Origin of the sequence: Clostridium sp. AF28-12 (assembly GCF_003435225.1) — a bacterium.
GTDB lineage: Bacteria > Bacillota > Clostridia > Lachnospirales > Lachnospiraceae > Pilosibacter > Pilosibacter fragilis.
Map to the genome: position 1 here is coordinate 100247 of NZ_QWGJ01000006.1, position 20335 is coordinate 120581.

At 51.2% G+C, this 20335-nt stretch carries 14 protein-coding genes; 10 read left to right on the forward strand and 4 right to left on the reverse strand.

The features are described 5' to 3' along the window. Positions 1-239 precede the first annotated feature (239 nt). Entirely contained in the window at positions 240-3788 is a 3549-nt protein-coding gene (gene addB / locus DWY93_RS07305) for a helicase-exonuclease AddAB subunit AddB (protein ID WP_117472098.1), read from the forward strand. After that, positions 3788-7459, forward strand: a complete 3672-nt coding sequence (addA, locus tag DWY93_RS07310; protein WP_117472100.1) for a helicase-exonuclease AddAB subunit AddA — start codon at positions 3788-3790, stop codon at positions 7457-7459. The genes addB and addA overlap by 1 nt, the downstream gene beginning before the upstream one ends. A 212-nt stretch (positions 7460-7671) precedes the next feature. Here the strand turns inward: addA and DWY93_RS07315 are convergent, their stop codons facing one another. Continuing rightward, entirely contained in the window at positions 7672-8292 is a 621-nt protein-coding gene (locus DWY93_RS07315) for a hypothetical protein (protein WP_117470727.1), read from the reverse strand. 204 nt (positions 8293-8496) lie between these two features. Here DWY93_RS07315 and DWY93_RS07320 point away from each other — a divergent pair, with 204 nt between their 5' ends. The 5 genes from DWY93_RS07320 (at position 8497) to DWY93_RS07340 (ending at position 14414) form a co-directional block, all read left to right on the forward strand. Beyond that, positions 8497-9423 (forward strand): MBL fold metallo-hydrolase, encoded by a 927-nt coding sequence (locus DWY93_RS07320; RefSeq protein WP_117472102.1) that lies wholly within the window; start codon positions 8497-8499, stop codon positions 9421-9423. A gap of 127 nt (positions 9424-9550) precedes the next feature. Beyond that, a complete protein-coding gene (locus DWY93_RS07325; RefSeq protein WP_117472104.1) occupies positions 9551-10069 on the forward strand; it encodes a dihydrofolate reductase in 519 nt (172 codons plus the stop codon). Between the two features lie 469 nt (positions 10070-10538). Beyond that, a complete protein-coding gene (locus DWY93_RS07330) occupies positions 10539-11423 on the forward strand; it encodes a sulfide/dihydroorotate dehydrogenase-like FAD/NAD-binding protein (RefSeq protein ID WP_015553565.1) in 885 nt (294 codons plus the stop codon). A 22-nt stretch (positions 11424-11445) separates the two neighbouring features. Continuing rightward, positions 11446-12840: an NADPH-dependent glutamate synthase gene (gltA, locus tag DWY93_RS07335; RefSeq protein ID WP_117470725.1), complete on the forward strand. Its 1395-nt coding sequence runs from the start codon at positions 11446-11448 to the stop codon at positions 12838-12840. A gap of 182 nt (positions 12841-13022) precedes the next feature. Beyond that, positions 13023-14414, forward strand: a complete 1392-nt coding sequence (locus tag DWY93_RS07340) for an MATE family efflux transporter (protein WP_117470724.1) — start codon at positions 13023-13025, stop codon at positions 14412-14414. 101 nt (positions 14415-14515) lie between these two features. Here the strand turns inward: DWY93_RS07340 and DWY93_RS07345 are convergent, their stop codons facing one another. Both DWY93_RS07345 and DWY93_RS07350 read right to left on the reverse strand, forming a co-directional pair. Then, positions 14516-15535 carry a GGGtGRT protein gene (locus DWY93_RS07345; protein ID WP_117470723.1) on the reverse strand — a complete coding sequence of 340 codons (1020 nt, stop codon included), beginning with the start codon at positions 15533-15535 and terminating at the stop codon, positions 14516-14518. 131 nt (positions 15536-15666) lie between these two features. Next, positions 15667-16359 (reverse strand): hypothetical protein, encoded by a 693-nt coding sequence (locus DWY93_RS07350; RefSeq protein ID WP_015553561.1) that lies wholly within the window; start codon positions 16357-16359, stop codon positions 15667-15669. 499 nt (positions 16360-16858) lie between these two features. Between DWY93_RS07350 and DWY93_RS07355 the strand changes: the two genes are divergently transcribed. The 3 genes from DWY93_RS07355 to rpoN all read left to right on the forward strand — a co-directional run bounded on the left by DWY93_RS07355 (position 16859) and on the right by rpoN (position 19232). After that, entirely contained in the window at positions 16859-17110 is a 252-nt protein-coding gene (locus DWY93_RS07355) for an acyl carrier protein (protein ID WP_015553560.1), read from the forward strand. Positions 17111-17249: 139 nt separating this feature from the next. Continuing rightward, entirely contained in the window at positions 17250-17903 is a 654-nt protein-coding gene (gene nth, locus DWY93_RS07360; RefSeq protein ID WP_117470722.1) for an endonuclease III, read from the forward strand. Positions 17904-17909: 6 nt separating this feature from the next. Next, positions 17910-19232, forward strand: coding sequence for an RNA polymerase factor sigma-54 (gene rpoN / locus DWY93_RS07365; RefSeq protein ID WP_117470721.1), 1323 nt, complete (start codon positions 17910-17912; stop codon positions 19230-19232). A gap of 200 nt (positions 19233-19432) precedes the next feature. On the opposite strand, the gene DWY93_RS07370 is transcribed toward rpoN, so the two are convergent. Then, a complete protein-coding gene (locus DWY93_RS07370) occupies positions 19433-20275 on the reverse strand; it encodes a D-amino acid aminotransferase (protein ID WP_117470720.1) in 843 nt (280 codons plus the stop codon). Positions 20276-20335 lie beyond the last annotated feature (60 nt).

The following is a 20335-nucleotide window of genomic DNA, read 5'->3' on the forward strand; positions in this document are numbered from 1 at the left end:
AGGAAAAAGATTCATGATCCCGGAGCCGATAGGAGAGACGTAGGAGAAAGATCCGACTCCGGTAGCTGCGCGATAAAGAACTTGACAATTCCCTTCGGAGCATATACGGTTGAGAGAGAATGATATGTTCCGAGTGTCCGGATGCGCATACCGCGCGAAGGCGCAGACGGTCACAGAAGAGCGTGCACGGTGTGGAAACGTGCCAAGGCACATTCTTTTTCATATAGCAGGAGGATAACATGGGATTATGCATCATCGCCGGCGGTTCCGGTGCCGGAAAAACAGAATATATATACAGGAAGATCATCGAGCTGTCCGCGAAGGAACCGGAGGGCAGGTTTTTTGTGGTGACGCCGGAGCAGGCGACGATGCAGGCCCAGAAGGAGATCGTGAGACTCCACCCGAACCACGGGACGCTGAACATCGACATCGTGAGCTTTGAGCGCCTGGCCTACCGGATCTTCTCGGAGCTCTCCCTGCCGCAGCCGGAGGTGCTGGACGATACGGGCAAAAATATGGTCCTCAGAAAGCTTGCCGGGGAAAAGATGGACGAGCTCACCATGTTTTCCTCCCACTTAAACCGCCCGGGATTTATCAGTGAGATCAAGTCCATGCTTTCGGAGCTCTACCAGTACGGGGCGACTCCGGAGGATTTAAAGGCGCAGACAGCCGGGGAACATGTGGGACAGATTCTGGCTGCGAAGCTCTCGGATATGGAAGTGATCTTTGAGGCGTTCCGGGAGTTCACGAAGGAGAAATATATCACGCTGGAGGAACTTCTTGATGTGCTCTGCCGGGTGGCGGACCAGTCTGCCCTTTTGAAGGACAGCACCATGGTTTTAGACGGATACACGGGCTTTACGCCGATCCAGTACCGGCTTATCGGGATTTTACTGAAACTTTGCCGGAATGTCTTTGTGACGGTGTCCGCAACGATGGAGCCGGGAATGGATCTTACGGCAGAGTCGGATGAGACGGATCTCTTTGATATGAGCCGGAAAATGACAGGAAAATTGAAACAGCTGGCGGAGGAAAACGGGGCGAAAATTTACCAGGACCTCGTCTTTTCCAAACGCCCGCTTGTGCGGTTCCGGAACAGCCCGGCTCTTGACCACCTGGAGAGGACGTTTTTCCGCTATCCGTATACCCGGTACTACGGCGGAGAGAGGGAGATCATGCTGGTTCAGGCAAAGGACCCGGCGGATGAGATTGACTTTATCACGAACCGGATCGAGGAGCTGGTGAAAAAGGACGGGTACCGCTACCGGGATATCGCCCTGGTCTGCGGGGATCTTCCGGGATATGGCCGGGAGATCACGAGAAGCTTTGAAGAGAATAGGATCCCGCTGTTCTTAGATGAAAACCGGGATGTTTCGGGAAATCCGCTGATCCGGCTGATCCAGAGCGCCCTGGATATTTTGCAGAAGGGCTTTGACTATGAGAGCATGTTCCGGTATCTGAGGACCGGGCTCGTGACAGAGGAGACGGAGGCCGTGGACCGGCTGGAGATCTATGTGCGGGCCATGGGGATCCGGGGATTTGCGAAGTGGGACGCGGCGTGGGAGAAGACCTTTGAGGGCGGAGAAAATTTAAATCTTGTGGAGATGAATGCGTTCCGGGAGAAGATCATGGAACCGCTCCGTGTTTTAAGGGAGCGCTGCGCCGGACGGGGAGTTCCGGTGGCGGTAGTGACGGATGCCTTAAAAGAGCTCCTGGAGACCCTGGGAGCCGAGGAAAAGCTGGAACAGTTTTCGGAGAGGTTCGCGGATTCCGGCATGGACCGGGAGGCGAGGGAGTACGAGGAGATCTATGGTCTTGTCATCGAGCTTTTCGAGAAGTTTAAGAGCCTGTTGGGCGATGAGTGCGTGTCAAGGAGAGAGTACGCGGAGATCCTTTCCGCGGGCTTTTCGGAGCTCTCTGTGGGAATGATCCCCGCGGGGGCGGACCGGGTGGTCTGTGGTGACCTGAAGAGAACGAGACTCGATAAGATCAAGGTCCTCTTTTTCCTCGGTGTGAGCCAGGGCGTGGTTCCGGCGGACCACTCGAAAGGCGGTCTTTTTACGGACAATGAGAGGGAGATCCTAAAGAAGAATTCTATGGAGCTAGCACCAACGGCCAGGGAAGAGGGCTTTATGGAACGATTTTACCTCTATCTCATGATGACGAAGCCGTCGGATCAGCTGATCTTATCTTACCCGACGGTGACGGCGGAGGGAAAACAGACACGGCCGTCCGGAATTATCGGGGAGATGAAAAAACGGTTCCCGGACCTCTTTATCCGGGAGACGGAAGCGGAAAAACGACCGGATATTTCTGTGACGGCGGCGGGAAGAGCCATACTTTCCTGGCTTCAGGAGCCGGACCGGCTGATGGATCCGGAGAATGAGAAGGCGCGGGAGCTTTACAGTTTCCTGTCTTCCGATGAGGCGAAAGCGAAGGAGATGGAAGATCTCGCGAAAGCCGTGGCCTATTCTTATAAGAAAGGCGGCATTGGCCGGGCGGCGGCGAGAGAGCTCTACGGAACACTTTTAAGGGGCAGTGTGACGAGAATGGAAGGTTACGCTGGATGCGCCTACTCCCACTTCCTGAATCATGGACTTGGGCTCCGGGCGGGAAGAGAGTATGAGCTGGACCTCTCCGACATGGGAAATCTGTTCCACCAGTCCCTGGACACCTTTTTCCGCAATGTGCGTGACCATGGAAAGGATTTCCGGACCATCACGGACGCGGAGCGGCGAGCTCTCGTGAAGCGGGCGGTGGAGGAAGTCTCCGCGAAGTACCGGAACACGATCATGAAGAGTTCCGCGAGAAACGCCTACCTGGAAAAAAAGGTGGAGCGGATTACGGACCGGACGGTGCGTGCGCTGATCTACCAGATCCGGAAGGGCGATTTTGAGCCGGAGGCGTTCGAGGTGGATGTGAGCACGCGGATCCCGCTGAAGGATGGGGAAGCCGTGAACCTTCGCGGGCGGATCGACCGCATGGACGTGTTTGAGGATGAGGACAAGATCTATGTGAAGATCATGGACTATAAGTCGGGAAGCACGTCCTTTGACCTGGCGCTTTTGTACCATGGGCTGCAGCTCCAGCTTGTGGTCTACATGGACGCGGCGTTAAAGCTCCAGGAGAGCCGGCATCCGGGGAAACAGGCGGTTCCGGCGGGAATCTTCTATTACCATATCGATGATCCTGTGATCGACCGGGAGGACGGAATGACGGACGAGGAGATCGAGGCGGGAATCTTAAGGAAGCTCCGCATGAATGGTCTCGTGAACAGCAGTCTCGACGTGATCCGGCATATGGACCGGGAGATCGAGAAGGAATCAGATGTGATCCCGGTGGCACTGAAGGACGGGTATGTGCAGGAGTTAAAGTCCTCTGTGGCTGGAGGAAAACGGTTTGCCCATTTGACAGATTATGTAAATCAGAAGCTCAGGGAGATGGGCGAGGAGATCCTGGATGGAAATGTGGCAGTGGATCCCTACAAGCAGGGGAACCGGACGGCGTGCGATTACTGTCCGTACCACAGTGTGTGTGGGTTTGATCTGAAAACTGATGGGTATGGATTCCGGAGATTTAAGCCTATGAAGGCGCAGGAGATCTGGAAGGAGATCGACCAGGAAGAAGATGGGGAAGAGATGGATTCCGGTGCAGTGGAAGAGGCTGCAGATAAGGTCGATCCTGTACAGCTGGATCCCGGTAAAACGAAGAAGAAAACTTTAGAGGTCATAGAAAGCGGGAAAAGGAAATCGCCTGGAAAAGAAAATGACGGAAAGGAGATTCTGTAATGGCGACAAAGTGGACAGACGAGCAGAAAAAAGTCATTGAGACGAGACACCGGAATCTCCTTGTCTCGGCGGCAGCAGGAAGCGGAAAGACGGCGGTCCTCGTTGAGCGGATCATCCGCATGATCACGGACCCGGAACACCCGGTGGATATCGATAAGCTGTTGGTCATGACCTTCACGAACGCGGCGGCGGCGGAGATGCGGGAGCGTGTGGAGACAGCTCTCGGAAAGCTTCTGGACGAGGATCCGGGGAATAAGAATCTGGAGCGCCAGAACACGCTGATCCACCACGCGAAGATCACTACCATCGACAGCTTCTGCTTAAACCTTCTGCGGGAACATTTCCACGAGCTGGACCTGGATCCTGGATTCCGGGTGGCGGACGAAGGCGAGCTGATGCTCTTAAAAGCCGATGTGATGAAGGAACTTCTGGAGGAATATTACGGAAGGGAAGATGAGCGGTTCATAAAGTTTGTGGATACCTACGCCACAGGGCGGACAGACGGTGGATTGGAAGAGTATATTTTAAAGGTATGGGAGTTCTCCCAGAGCAATCCGTGGCCGGGGGAGTGGATCGCGGCCTGCAGGAAGGAACTCTGGGCTGGCGGAACCGGTGAAGATGGGGATCCTATGGAGGAGACCGCATGGATGAAGTATCTGATCCAGGATGTGAAACGCCAGGCGGAAGAATTCTTAGACGGACTTTACGAGGCAGCGGATCTCGCGGCTGAGGAAGACGGTCCCCAGGCATACGCACCGATGTTAGCGGAAGACATCCGGGGAATGGAAGAACTCAGGGAAGCCGGGACTTACCAGGAGATTGCGGAGTGCCTTGAGGAGCTGAAGTTTGGAAGGCTGGCGGCTGTCCGGGGAAAAAATGTGGACCCGGAGAAGAAAGAACAGGCAGCGGCCTACAGGAACCTCGCAAAGGACGGCATCAAGAAGATGAAGGCATTGTACCTTCCAGGAGATATCGATGAGGTGTTCGCGGATCTCGACGCCTGCCGGGAGCCGATCCTGATGCTTTTGGAGCTTGCGGAGGAGTTTTCTGCGAAATTCCAGGAGGCGAAGGAGGAGAAAAACCTGGTGGACTTTAATGACCTGGAACATTTTGCGCTGGAAGTCCTCACCGGAGGCAGCCTGGATCATAAGCCGGGACTGGTGGCGGATGAACTCTCGGAGATCTACGAGGAGATCCTTGTGGACGAATACCAGGACAGCAACGAGGTCCAGGAGACGCTGATCCGCTGTGTTTCCAGGGAGCGGTTCGGGACGCCGAATGTGTTTATGGTGGGTGATGTGAAGCAGAGCATCTATAAGTTCCGTCTCGCGAAACCAGAGCTGTTTCTGGAAAAGTATGAGTCCTACGGGAAAGAGGACGGGCTGTACCAGAAGATTGAGCTCCACAAGAACTTCCGAAGCCGGCCGGAGGTGCTTTCCAGCATCAATGACGTGTTCTACCGGATCATGACGAAGCAGCTTGGCAATATTAAGTACACGGATGACGCGGCGTTGTATCCGGGGGCGGAATTTCCGGCACTGCCGGTGGACGGGCAGGCGAAGACGGAGGTCCTGCTTTTAAATACCGGGGATCCGCTGTTTGACGGCATGGACGAGGAGAAGGCGGATTATACCGCGAAGGAGGCGGAGGCGAGACTTATCGCCGGGGAGATCAAAAAACTCACGGATCCGGAACAAGGGATGAAGATCTTTAACGGGAAGACCGGGGAGTATGAGCCGTTAAAGAAGAAGGACATCGTGATCCTGCTCCGCAGTCTCTCCGGGTGGTCCGAGGAATTTTTAAGTGTCCTTGGGGCAGCAGGGATCCCCGCCTACGCGGATTCCAGGACCGGATATTTCACGGCGGTGGAAGTGGAGACCGTGCTCAACATGCTGGCACTCATCGACAATCCGATGCAGGATATTCCGTTAGCTGGTGTGTTAAAGTCGCCCATCGGCGGCATGAAGGACCGGGAGCTGGCCATCGTGATGGCGGAATTCAAGAAAAATCCGGACCGCGGGGAAGACGTTGGATTTTATGGGGCGGTGAAAAGATATTTGGAGAAACACGGGGAATCGGAGGAAGATGCGGTTATCTATCGCAAGTTGGCAGCATTCCAAAATCTCCTGACGACGCTGAGAGAAGAATCTATGTACCTCCCAGTCTCCCGCCTGATCTACCGGATCTTCGACCTCACCGGGTACGACAAGTACGCCGCCGCCATGCCGGCAGGAAAGACGAGGCAGGCGAACCTAGCCATGCTGGTGCAGAAAGCGGAAGATTACGAGAAGACCAGTTATCAGGGACTTTTCGACTTTATCCGGTACATCGAGAAGTTAAAAAAATACAACACCGACTTCGGTGAGGCTTCCCGCTCCGGGGAACATGACGACGCGGTGCGGATTATGAGCATCCACAAGAGCAAAGGTCTGGAGTTCCCGGTGGTGTTCTTAGCCGGATGCGGGAAGAAATTCAACAGACAGGACGCGAGAGGACGGATCCTGATCGACGAGGAGCTTGGAATCGCAGCGGATTTCTTCGACCCGGAGAAGAAGGTCAAGGCACCGACGTTAAAGAAAAATGTCCTGGCGAGACGGTCAAATCTGGAAAACATGGGCGAGGAGCTTCGTATCCTCTATGTTGCCATGACCCGTGCGAAGGAAAAACTGATCATCACCGCAGGCGACAAGTATATGGACAACAAGCTGGAAAAATGGGGTGGGATCCCGGCTGGCGGCTCGCTGCCGTTTACGATCTTAAGCGCGGCATCCTCCTATCTGGACTGGATCCTGATGGCGTCAAACGGGGCGAAAAACACCCTCGATGTGAAGAATGTTCCGGTGAAGGACCTTCTCGTGGAGGAGGCGAAGAACCAGGAGGAGAAGGCAAAGATCTATCTGGAACTGGAACAGCTGCGGAAAGCGCAGCCGGAGAAAATTCCGGGGCTCATCGGGGTAAAATATCCTTACGCGGCGGACCTTGCGCTGCACGCAAAGATGTCAGTTTCGGAGCTTAAGGAACAGGGGCAGTTTGTGGATGACGCGGAGAGTGCGTTTTTGATTAAGAACGTCAGGGAAAAAGAAGATTCAGAAATTATTGATAAAATGTCTGATACAGCGGCCGAAGAAAAAGCCAGAATAAAGCGTGCCTCCGACCGCGGTACCGCTTACCACCGTGCCCTGGAGCTGATCCACTTCGCGGAAATTTCCGGTTACGATGATATCGTGAAAGAACTCGACCGGATCCGTGAGGAAAAGCGGATGCAGGAGACCGCCATCGATATGGTCTATCCGGGCGTTTTGACGAAGTTTTTCCATTCAGATATTGCAGCCCGCATGAAACAGGCGGACCGGAACGGAAAATTGCGGAAAGAGAGCCAGTTTGTGGTGGGTATCCCTGCACGGGAGATGAACAAGGCGGATTCCGATGCGCTGATCCTGTTACAGGGTATCATCGACGCCTGGTTCGAGGAGGATGACGGTCTCGTACTTGTGGATTACAAGACAGACCGGGTAAAAGAAGGCGGAGAGAATATACTTCTGGACCGCTACCAGATCCAGCTCTTCTACTACGCAAAGGCACTTGCCCAGATCACCGGGAAAAAGGTGAAGGAAGCCGTGATCTACTCTCTGGCGCTGCAGAAAGAGATTCCGGTCCCGATCAATTTATGATAAGATATGATCAAAAACTGCCCGGCACCATAACTAAGGTGCCGGGCAGCGGTTTTTTATGTAACAGGAAATTCAGAGGAATTCCCTGTTACATAAAAAGGCACAAAGATGCGTACTCGCGCGAAGACGTAGATTGTCGCAAGTGACCGCGCGAGGCGCGAGAATGTGCCAAGGTACATTCTTTTTCAAGTTATGAAGTTATCACAAAAAAATTAGTCCGCAATGATCAGCTCTTTTGCATACGGCAGAGTCCCGATCCAGTCACAGAAGGTATGCCACTCCACAAGCTTGTGAGCCTTTCTCGCATGATAAATATTGACGAGTGTCTCATAGTTCATCGTGCAGGTGCGCATCTGGTTGTAGCTGGACGGGAGAAGCTGGATCATGTCGTACCAGTCCTCCTTATTTTTTCCCTCGTTCATGTATTTCAGACGGATCTGCTCAAGGCGGTCTACAACGGTCTGCATGTAAGCGAGAGTGTCCGGAGTCATATGGTCATGGCTGAAATCATCGATGTCGAACGGCTTGGAGTGGATTTTATGCATGGTGCTTGTGGAGTTTGCAACAGTCGCCACTTTGTAGGTGTCATATTCCTTCCACCAGTAGAGCGGAGCCGTAATATCCACGGATACAAAGATCTGGCGGATAAACTTTCTGTGGTCGCTTCCAGCCATGCGGAGACGCTTCGCAAGATCGAGATCGTTCGGTCCAAAGACAAAATCTCCGTCCTCATTATAGCTGCTGTCCATACGTCCCCAGCTGTTCATCGGGTTTCTTGCGCCGCGCATGGCATTTTCAAAGTTCATGACGCTTGTGCGTTCAAATTTTATCATAATGTGTTCTCTCCTTGGTTAAAGTCTGGCGAAAAGCAGTCCGGTGCTTCCGAGCACCGTCCACACCGCCGGATGCATTCCCATTATAACGGCTTTTTTTTGTATACACAAGATGAAAACTTGCCAATCACAGAGAAATTCATTATAATAGGGATTCGAAAAAAAGAATGGACTTCGGCGTGTGCCGGTTGAACGGAGGACAAAATGAAAAACGACTATATCGTCTGCGTCTGCGGAGACGCGAGCCGGGCGGCTTACCTCATAAAGGGAGAAAAAAACGTGCTCTTTGACGCCGGAATGGCATATTCTGCGGACAAAATGATCGAAAATATAAAACGGGAACTGGGAGACAGGCCATTAGACGCGGTTCTCCTGTCCCATTCCCATTATGACCATATTTCCGGTGTCCCGTTTCTCAGAAAGGAATGGCCGGATCTTGTGGTCTATGGAAGTGCTTACGCAAAGAAGATCCTGGAAAAACCGTCAGCAAAAAAGACGATGCGTGAACTCTCCGACGCGGCAGCGCAGGGGGCCGGACTTACAAAAGCCCCGGACTACCGGGATGAAGATCTTGTGGTAGACAAGGTCGTAAAAGAGGGAGATATCCTGGATTTCGGTGATCATAAGATCACGGTATTCGAGACACCGGGACACACGAAATGTTCCCTGTCCTACATGGTAGACCATGATGTGATCTTTGCGAGTGAGACTGTGGGTGTGACCACCAGCGAGGTTTACATGCCATGCTATCTTGTAGGGTATCAGATGTCTCTGGACGCGGTGGAAAAGCTGCGCCATGCGGGAGCAAAAAGGATATTCATCACCCATGTGGGGATCCTGACACCGGAGGACGCAGGGACAGCGCTGCTTCCGGGATTAAAGAAGGAAGAATTTTCCGCGGACCGGGTATGGGATTATCTGGAAGCGGGATTAAAACGGACAAAAGATGAGATCGTTGAGATCATCAGGAAATACCCCACAGAGGAAGAGCAGCTGAAAATCATGCTCGCAACATACCATAAAGGCGTAAAGCAGGAAGAACAGCCGGATTTTGCGTTTCTCTTAAACGCGGCGGCGACATTGAAGGTCATCCGGCGGGAATGCATGAATGACGCGGATCCAGAACGATAAAATGTTAAACAATGTAATAAACAGCGTAACTGCTGCCGGGGACCAGGAAAAAAACTGTCGGTGCAGGTTCAGCAGGCGAAGGTACGGAACAGTTACGAAACGGCAGGATATAAAGGAGGAAACAGCCATGAATATCATTGCGGCAGTAGATAAACACTGGGCCATTGGAAACAGAGGGAAACTCCTGGTGACGATCCCGGATGACCAGAAGCTTTTCCGTGAGGAGACAAAGGGAAAAGTGATCGTCATGGGAAGAAAGACACTGGAAAGTCTTCCGGCAGGACAGCCATTGGCAGGACGAAAAAATGTGGTCCTCACGAGAGATGAGGCGTACAAAGTAAAAGGATGCGAGATCTTTCATAATTTAAAGGATGCCATGGAATTCTTAAAGCAGTTCAAGTCGGAGGACATCTACATCATTGGCGGCGCTGAAATTTACGAGGCATTCCTCCCGTACTGCGACACAGCCCACATCACATGGATCGATTACGAGTACATGGCGGACACCTGGCTTCCGAACCTGGATAAAGACCCGGACTGGGAAGTTACAGCGGACAGCGATGAGCAGACATATTTTGATCTCTGCTATGAATTCCGCAGATATGAGCGGATTGGAAAAAAAGCGCTGGAACTGGGAGAAGTCTAGAAATTGTCAGGTACAGCTGCAGAAAAGAAGTGGGCTTGTGAAAATAATCGTAACGATTCCGTACCTTCATAGTTACGTGCAAAAATCCATTCCAGATCAGCTTCGCTGATGGGATTTTTGTCTTCCAGCCTATGTTTTCTTACGGTCAGCGCAGCAAGTGCGCAGAACTACTGAACAGTTACAAATAATCACTGCGTTACAGGAAAGTGATACAGAAGTACAGAAAAATAAAGGAAACTATGTTGCGCATCCAGGCAAAAGATGATAAAATATCTCTAATATTGCCGTATTGCTGTAAGAACAGCGGGCAATAAGTGTGTGTGAATGGTCTGATATCCGAAAACACATCGGAGTCAGATCTGCAATCAGTGTGTGATGGATGAGAAAGCAGCCATTGTGCTGCAATCGTATGATTTCTGTGCCGAAAATCTCAGGTGCAGAAAGACTCAGGAAACAGGAGGTATGGGATATGTATCCTATTTTAGAGGCAAAAAAGCTTGCAGATAAGATCTATCTGATGGTCGTAAAAGCCCCGAGAATTTCCGCGAACTGCAAACCGGGTGAGTTTGTGATCGTGAAGATGGATGAGAAGGGCGAGCGCATTCCGCTTACGATCTGTGATTATGACCGTGAGAAGGAGACGATCACCATCGTATTCCAGACAGTGGGCGCGTCCACAGAGCGTATGTCCGCGTTACAGGCCGGAGATTCCTTCCGCGACGTTGTCGGGCCGCTTGGAAATCCGTCTGATTTCGTAAAAGAAGATATCGAAGAATTAAAGAAGAAAAAATATCTGTTCGTTGCGGGCGGTGTCGGAACCGCTCCGGTATACCCGCAGGTAAAATGGTTAAAGGAACATGGGATCGATGTTGATGTCATCATGGGATCCAAGACAAAGGATCTGCTGATCCTTGAGGAGGAGATGAAGGCTGTTGCCGGAAATCTCTATGTGACAACAGATGACGGCTCTTACGGACACAAGGGAATGGTTACCGAGGTCATCAAGGATCTTGTAAACAATCAGGGTAAGAAATACGATGTCTGTGTTGCAATCGGACCGATGATTATGATGAAATTCGTATGTCTTCTCACAAAAGAACTTGAGATTCCGACAGTCGTAAGCTTAAACCCGATCATGGTAGACGGAACCGGTATGTGCGGTGCCTGTCGTGTGACCGTAGACGGCAAGGTGAAATTCGCCTGCGTAGACGGACCGGAATTTGACGGACATGCCGTAAACTTCGACGAAGCAATGAAACGTCAGCAGATGTATAAGACTGAGGAAGGCCGTGCACTTTTAAAACTCCGTGAGGGCGATACCCACCACGGCGGATGCGGTAACTGCAGCGAATGATCGGTGATATGGAGGAAATGACATGGATGGAATGAAAAAAGTCCCGGTAAGAGAGCAGGAGCCGAAGGTTCGCGCAACGAACTTTGAGGAAGTCTGCTATGGATATAATGAAGAAGAGGCAGTCGCAGAGGCGTCCAGATGCTTAAACTGCAAAAACGCGAGATGTGTACAGGGATGTCCGGTTAAGATCGATATCCCGGCATTCGTAAAAGAAGTAAAAGAAGGAAATTACGCAGAGGCTGCAAAGGTCATCGGCAGATCCTCCGCGCTTCCGGCTGTCTGCGGACGTGTCTGCCCGCAGGAGAGCCAGTGCGAGGGCCAGTGTGTCCGCGGCATCAAGGGCGAGGCTGTCTCCATCGGTAAGCTCGAGCGTTTCGTAGCTGACTGGTCCAGAGAGAACGGTGTTGTTCCGGAGAAGCCGGAGAAGACAAACGGCATCAAGGTCGCTGTCATCGGTTCTGGTCCGTCCGGTCTTACCTGTGCAGGTGATCTCGCGAAATTTGGATATGAGGTAACGATCTTTGAGGCACTTCACGAGCCGGGCGGAGTTTTAACCTACGGTATCCCGGAGTTCCGTCTCCCGAAACAGGGTGTCGTACAGCCGGAGATCGAGAACGTGAAGAAGCTCGGTGTTGATATTGAGACAAACGTAATTATCGGTAAGTCTGTAACGGTCGACGAGCTGATGGACGAGGAGGGCTACAAGGCAGTCTTCATCGGTTCCGGTGCCGGACTTCCGAGATTCATGGGAATCCCGGGTGAGAACGCGAACGGCGTATTCTCCGCGAACGAGTACCTCACAAGAAGCAACCTGATGAAGGCGTTCCGCGATGACTACGATACTCCGATCGCAGCAGGAAAGAAGGTTGCTGTTGTCGGCGGTGGAAACGTTGCGATGGATGCAGCGAGAACCGCTCTCCGTCTCGGTGCGGAGGTTCATATCGTATACAGAAGAAGTGAGGCTGAGCTTCCGGCAAGAGCGGAGGAAGTTCACCACGCAAAGGAAGAGGGAATCATCTTCAACCTCTTAACGAACCCGACGGAGATCCTGACCGATGAAAAGGGCTGGGTCAAGGGCATGACCGTAAGAAAGATGGAGCTTGGCGAGCCGGATGCATCCGGAAGACGCCGTCCGGTAGAGATCGAAGGTTCCGACTACACCATCGATGTTGATACCGTCATTATGGCTCTCGGCACTTCCCCGAATCCGCTGATCTCCGCCACAACAGGCGGACTTGAGATCAACAAGCACAGATGCATCGTTGCAGATGAGGCGAATGGTCAGACATCCCGCGAGGGTGTATTCGCAGGTGGAGATGCCGTAACCGGCGCCGCTACCGTAATTCTCGCCATGGAGGCAGGAAAAGCAGGAGCGCGCGGAATCCATGAGTATCTGAGCGGTAAGAAAGCAGAATAATAAAAAGCAGGCCGTATACCGGGTCCGCTGACGTGGTCCGGCTGCGGGTGCGTAAATCATAATTATATAGAGAGCTGCCGTTGGAAGGGGATTCTTCCGCTGGCGGCTCTTTATGCTTATACGTGGGAGCACGTAGTGCGGAGCAATTCGGTATAGGAAATAGAGGAAACGGAGGAAAAAATATGAGCAGTCCCATGACCCAGGAACAGCGCTACATAAAAATGACAGAGACACCGATTTCACGGCTGATCCCGAGCCTTGCGATACCAACGATCATCAGCATGCTGGTGACATCCATCTACAACATGGCGGACACCTTTTTCGTGAGCCAGATCAGCACCAGCGCATCGGCCGCTGTGGGTGTCAGCTATTCCCTTATGGCCATGATCCAGGCCCTGGGATTTACCCTCGGAATGGGAAGCGGAAACTATCTATCGAGAGTCCTCGGAAGCCGGGATACGGAAAAAGCGGAGCGGATTGCCTCCACGGGATTTTACTCCGCAATTTTTGTGGGACTTCTGTTTGCGCTGATCTGCCTGCCGAATCTTGACCGGGTGGTGCGGCTTTTAGGAGCTACCGATACCATCGCGCCATATGCGAAGGATTATGCCAGATACATTTTGATCGCGGCTCCGGTGATGACGGGAGCATTATCCATGAATAACCTTTTAAGATTTCAGGGACTGGCGGTTTACTCCATGATCGGGATCACCACCGGAGGAATCTTAAATATGATTTTAGACCCGATCTTTATTTTCGGTCTGGACCTCGGAATTTCCGGCGCGGCGCTGGCAACAGCGATAAGCCAGTGCATCAGCTTCGGGATCCTGTTTTTCCAGAGCTTATTAAGAAAAGATTGTGTCCATTTAAAGCCGGGAAAGATCACACTCTCCCTTTCACTCTACGGAGAGATCCTCCACGGAGGAATCCCATCCCTCTGCCGTCAGGGCGTTGCAAGTATTGCCACTGCGGCATTAAACCTTGCGGCAAACCCCTTCGGGGACGCGGCAATCGCGGCACTTTCGATCGTGAGCCGCTACATGATGTTTATCGGCTCCGCCATGATCGGATTCGGGCAGGGCTTCCAGCCGGTGTGCGGATTCAACTTCGGAGCGAAGCGGTATGACCGTGTGCTGGAGTCCTTCTGGTTCTGTGTGAAGGTTTCAGCTGTATTTCTGATGACACTGGCGGTTGTAAGCTTTATCGGCGCGCCGCAGATCATGCGGGTGTTCCGGAAGGAGGATCTTGACGTGATCGAGATTGGAACCTGGGCGATGCGGTTCCAGTGCCTTACCCTGCCGCTTTCCGCCTGGATCATCATGTCCAACATGCTGACCCAGACCATCGGATACGGATTCCGGGCGTCCTTTGTCGCTGCAGGCCGTCAGGGACTGTTCCTGATCCCGGCCCTGTTCGTTCTTCCGGTCCGGTTTGGAATCCGTGGGCTGCAGTGGTGCCAGCCGGTGGCGGATGCTCTGACGTTTGTGCTGGGAGCGGTGATCGTACTTGGGATTTTGAAGGAGCTGAAAGGAAAAGCAGCGGAAGCGGATAAAGAACCGCGGAATGTGGCCTGAATATAGATTTTTGAGTGAAAATATGTATGAAGAAAGGGAGAGCAGCGATGCTCTCCCTAAATATTATATTTAAGCTAAAAGTCTCATAAAATAAGGATTTTTTAGAACTTTCCTTCATCAGCAGCCTGCTGTATGGAAACAGCAACAGCAACTGTCGCACCAACCATCGGGTTGTTGCCCATACCGATCAGACCCATCATCTCAACGTGAGCCGGAACGGAGGAGGAACCTGCGAACTGGGCGTCAGAGTGCATACGGCCCATGGTATCTGTCATACCGTAGGAAGCCGGACCTGCTGCCATGTTATCAGGGTGAAGGGTACGGCCTGTGCCGCCGCCGGATGCTACGGAGAAGTACTTCTTGCCTTTTTCTACGCATTCCTTTTTGTATGTACCTGCAACCGGATGCTGGAAACGTGTCGGGTTTGTGGAGTTACCGGTGATGGAAACGTCTACGCCCTCTTTCCACATGATTGCAACGCCCTCTGTTACGTCGTTAGCACCGTAGCAGTTTACCTTTGCACGCGGGCTCTCCGGATCTGTGGAGTAGCATTTGCGGAATACTTCCTCAACCTCGCCGGTATAGTAGTTCATTTTTGTCTCAACATATGTGAAGCCGTTGATACGGGAGATGATCTGTGCCGCATCTTTTCCAAGACCGTTTAAGATAACGCGGAGCGGTTTTTTACGAACCTTGTTTGCCTTCTCTGCGATACCGATCGCGCCCTCAGCAGCAGCGAAGGATTCGTGTCCTGCGAGGAAGCAGAAGCAGTCGGTCTCTTCCTCAAGGAGCATCTTACCGAGGTTACCATGTCCCAGACCTACTTTTCGCTGGTCAGCAACGGAACCTGGGATACAGAAAGCCTGAAGACCTTCACCGATCGCAGCAGCAGCGTCTGCGGCACGGCGGCAGCCTTTCTTGATCGCGATCGCAGCGCCTACCGTGTAAGCCCAGCATGCGTTCTCAAAGCAGATCGGCTGGATCATCTTTACCTGATCATATACGTTAAGGCCAGCATCCTTTGTGATCTTCTCAGCTTCTTCGATGGATGCGATGCCATAGCTGTTTAATACGGAATTGATCTTGTCAATTCTTCTCTCATAGGATTCAAATAATGCCATTTTATTCTCCTTCTTCCATTAAACCTCACGGAAATGTCACGTCAGTTATTCTTTGTGAAAACGGGAAACGCGAACTCCGCGCTGCTCCGTTTGCGTAGCGTAAAATTTCCCACAAGGCGTGAAATTTTACTTTACTCCTGACGCGGATCAATGATCTTCACTGCATCTGCTACGCGGCCGTACTGTCCTTTTGCCTTCTCGTAAGCAGTTGTCGGATCGTCGCCTTTTTTGATGAAGTCAGTCATCTTGCCAAGATTTACGAACTGGTAGCCGATGATCTGGTCCTCAGCGTCAAGAGCGATACCGGTTACATAGCCTTCAGCCATCTCAAGATAACGCGGTCCCTTCTTTAAAGTACCGTACATGGTACCAACCTGGGAACGGAGACCTTTACCGAGGTCCTCAAGGCCTGCGCCGATCGGAAGACCTTCTTCGGAGAATGCACTCTGAGTTCTTCCGTAAACGATCTGGAGGAAGAGCTCTCTCATTGCTGTATTGATCGCATCACAGACAAGGTCGGTGTTTAATGCTTCGAGGATCGTTCTGCCCGGAAGGATCTCTGCTGCCATAGCTGCGGAGTGGGTCATACCGGAACATCCGATGGTTTCTACAAGTGCTTCCTGAATGATACCCTCTTTTACATTCAGGGTCAGCTTACAGGCACCCTGCTGCGGAGCACACCAGCCAATACCGTGTGTCAGACCGGAAATATCTTTGATTTCCTTAGACTGTACCCATTTCGCTTCCTCCGGGATCGGAGCTGCGCCATGGTTCACGCCCTGCGCAACCGTGCACATCTGTTCTACTTCATGTGAATAAATCATGTTGAGACTCCTTTCAATATATGGTTCTTAATGCTCGTTAAAAAAATCACATCATACCCGTTTCATTTTCTCACAAAAATCATGTTTCGTCCATACCTTTTTCCAAAATATTCAAATTTTGAGAAGTAATTTTAACAGAAATCGGAGTTATGACAGGACAGCAGAACCCGGGATTTCTTATAGTGGAATGAGTTTTATATCTCGGAAAATCATGTTCTAAATATGTCTTGGCACATCCATATGCCTGGCATAGATGTTCGCGGCGGCAAGCAATTTCATACTGGTGTGCATTGCAGATTACTGTACACGGGAAGGAATTTTCTGAACTGAAAATTCCGTACAGGACAGTGGTGGGAGTGGATTTTGCCGATTTGGCATGCGGCATCTTTTTGAAAGGAAAATCATTGTAAACCAGACATTTCAGCGTTATACTAAAAGGAACGTAACTTCGTCTTCCTGGATGTTCAGATCCTGGGAGCACATAAACGGAGGTGGATAAATGGATCCTCAAAAAAATGATCTGACAGAACAGGAAGAACTGAAAATTCTCGGAGAGATCCTGGAAGCGTACATCGACACACCGATCGAAAAAGACGCATTTCTGATCAGTGATCTCGGGCTTGATTCCTTCCTGATCGTATACTTTATATCGGAAGTGGATGACCGGTTCGGCGTGACGATTGAGATGCCGGAACATGTGGAATATATGACGGTCCAGGACGTGCTGGATCAGCTGAATCAGAAAAACTGACTGCCTGAAAATTGCGGACAGCATCAAATTCTAGAACAACTGCCGAAGAAAATTCTGGCTGGTGTCTATGAAAAACATAAACGGCAGCTGATTTTGGACATGCGGGGAAAACAGGCAGGAAATATACAGGAGCATACATATGGAAAAAACACTTGAAGAAAAGAAGAAACTTGCGGCAAAAGTGATTGCGGCATTAAAAAAAGAATACCCGGATGCCGACTGCACCCTGGATTACAACGAGGCGTGGAAACTTTTAGTCAGTGTCCGCCTTGCGGCTCAGTGTACCGACGCCAGAGTCAATGTGGTAGTCCAGGATCTCTACAAAAAGTTTCCGGATGTGAAGGCATTGGCGGAAGCAGATGTGGACGAGATCGAGGAGATCGTCCGCCCCTGCGGCCTTGGAAGAAGCAAGGCCCGGGACATCAGCGCCTGCATGAAGATTCTTTACGAGCAGTATCACGGAAACGTACCGGATGATTTCGATGCCCTCTTAAAGCTTCCGGGCGTTGGAAGAAAGAGTGCAAACCTTATTATGGGGGATGTATTCGGGAAACCGGCGATCGTCACTGATACCCACTGTATCCGCCTGACGAACCGGATCGGTCTTGTGGATGGGATCAAGGAGCCGAAAAAAGTGGAGATGGCTCTCTGGAAGATCATCCCGCCGGAAGAGGGCAATGATTTCTGCCACAGACTTGTAGAACATGGCCGGGCTGTCTGTACAGCGCGGACGAAACCGTACTGTGACAAATGCTGTCTGGCAGAATTTTGTGAGAAGAACGGAGTGGAGTAAAGAGACATGGAGATAAAGACAGGAATTTCATTGCAGACAAAGCAGCAGCTTTCGCAGCTTCAGGTAGAGTCTCTGAATATTCTGGCAATGTCCATGACGGAGTTAAAGGATTTTCTGCAGAATGAGGAGATCGAAAATCCGCTGGTGGAATATACATCGGGAAAAGAAGAAGCAGCGCCGATTACCTATAAAGAGACGGAACGGTTTTACAATGGTACAGACCGGGATGAGAGAAGGGAAAATGAGCTGTATGAGATTGAGGACAGTGAGAAATCACTGGAAGACCTTGTGAATACGCAGCTCCAGTGGGAGCAGATCGGGGAGACGGAACGAAAGATCGTGGACTTCTGCATCCAGTCCCTGGAACAGAGTGGATATCTGATGATTCCGCCTAAAGATATTGCGAAAGATCTTGGAGTTGCGGAAGAACAGGTGGAGGAAGTTCTCTCTATGTTGAAGGAGCTGGAGCCGCAGGGACTCTTTGCGTCAGGACTTGAAGAATGTCTTCTGATGCAGGTTCGTGGGATGGACGAGGAAGAACTCCTGTCCGACATAATAAGGAACCATCTCCAAGACATCGCGGAAGGAAAGATCAGCACGATCTCGCGAGGCCTGAAAATCTCTTCAGCAGAGGTGAGAAAACTGATCCATGTGATCAAGAACTTAAATCCGCGCCCATTAAATGGGATCGGCGGTGAGAAAGCCCAATATATTCTACCGGATGTGATCCTGGAGTTTCAGGATGGGCAGTGGAACATCGAACTGAATGATAAATGGACTGGAAATCTCCAGGTCAGCGATTTCTACATTCATATGATGGAGACCGCCCAGGATGAGGAATTAAAATCATATTTTGAGAATAAACTGCGCAGAGCCCGCTTTATTATGAACGCGGTGAAGCAGCGCAGAACAACAATTTTGGGAATCACACGGGAAATCCTGAAACGACAGGAAGATTATTTCCTCGGAAAAGGTCAGCTGAAACCGATGACACTGGAGGATATCGGCGATGTACTGGAGATCCACAAATCCACGGTCAGCCGAGCGATCCGTGACAAATATCTGAGAGTGCCGTCGGGATGTGTCCTGTTCCGCAGCTTATTTACGACTGGAATCGTCTCATCGGACGGAAACGGCGATGTGAGCAGAAATACAGTAAAGACAAAGCTGAAAGAACTGGTTGCGGCGGAGGATAAGAAAAAGCCCTGGAGCGATGAACAGCTCGCAGGTCTTTTACAGGATGCAGGAATGCCGATATCGAGAAGAACCGTTGCCAAGTACCGGATGGAGCTTGGAATTGGAGGCGTGTTCCAGAGAAAAGATGGATAAGGGTAACTGTTCAGTAGGTCTGCGCACTTGCTGCGCTGACCGTAAGAAAACTTGGGCTGGAAGGTAAAAATCCCATCGGCGCAGCCGATCTGGAATGGATTTTTGTATGTAACTGTGAGGGTACTGAACAGTTACGGATAAAAATGGGGGCTGCCGTCTCAGTGATATGTGAATATCGCTGAGCGGCAGCCCCTGATCATTTACATGGTCTCATTTTCAAATTTTTCCGTATACTTCTTCTGGATCAGATCCACTAACTCCGGTGCCTTTCCTCCGATCGGAGTGCCATTCATCTCGCAGGCCGGGGAGCAGAATTTTGTGGAGCTGGAGACAATGATCTCGTCGGCATCCATGAGTTCTGCCATGGTAAATGGTGTCTCGTCGACGATGATTCCGTTATCCTTGCAGATCTGGATGATGTGCATTCTTGTGATTCCCGGTAAAATATAGTGGTCTGTCGGGTGGGTCTTAAATACGCCGTCCTTGATGATGGAGACGTTGCTGTGGGCGCACTCAGTGACGATATCGCCGCGGTGGAAGACACATTCGCCGCATCCGAGGGACTCCGCTTTCTCTGCAGCCATGACGTTGACAAGAAGGTTCAGAGTCTTGATATTGCAGTGCAGGAAACGCGTATCCTCCATATCAGTGAGCTTTAAGCGTTTGCCGGAGTCGGCCGGTTTTCCAGGTTTCATGAAGATCCAGAGATTCGGCTTTGTTCCTTTTTCCGGGAACTGGTGCTGACGGATACCGGTTCCCCGGGTCATCTGCCAGTAGATGAAGATATCCTTATCGTCCATCTTTGCCAGCATATCATAGAGAATTGCTGCCAGCTCGTCTTTAGTGTAGGGAATATCGATCTTGATCAGACCTGCGCTGTTGAAAAAACGGTCCAGATGATCTTTCAGGGCGAAGATCTTTCCATTTCTTGCCAGCGTTGCCTCGTATACTCCGTCTCCGAAGTAACATGCGCGGTCGTTCATCGGAACGGTCATCTCTTCCAGAGGCCCGAATTTGCCGTTGTAGTAGCCAAGTGTTTTCATTTACATTTCCTCCTGAATTCACGAAAAATTTTTCGGATATAACTGAAATTATTCTATTGC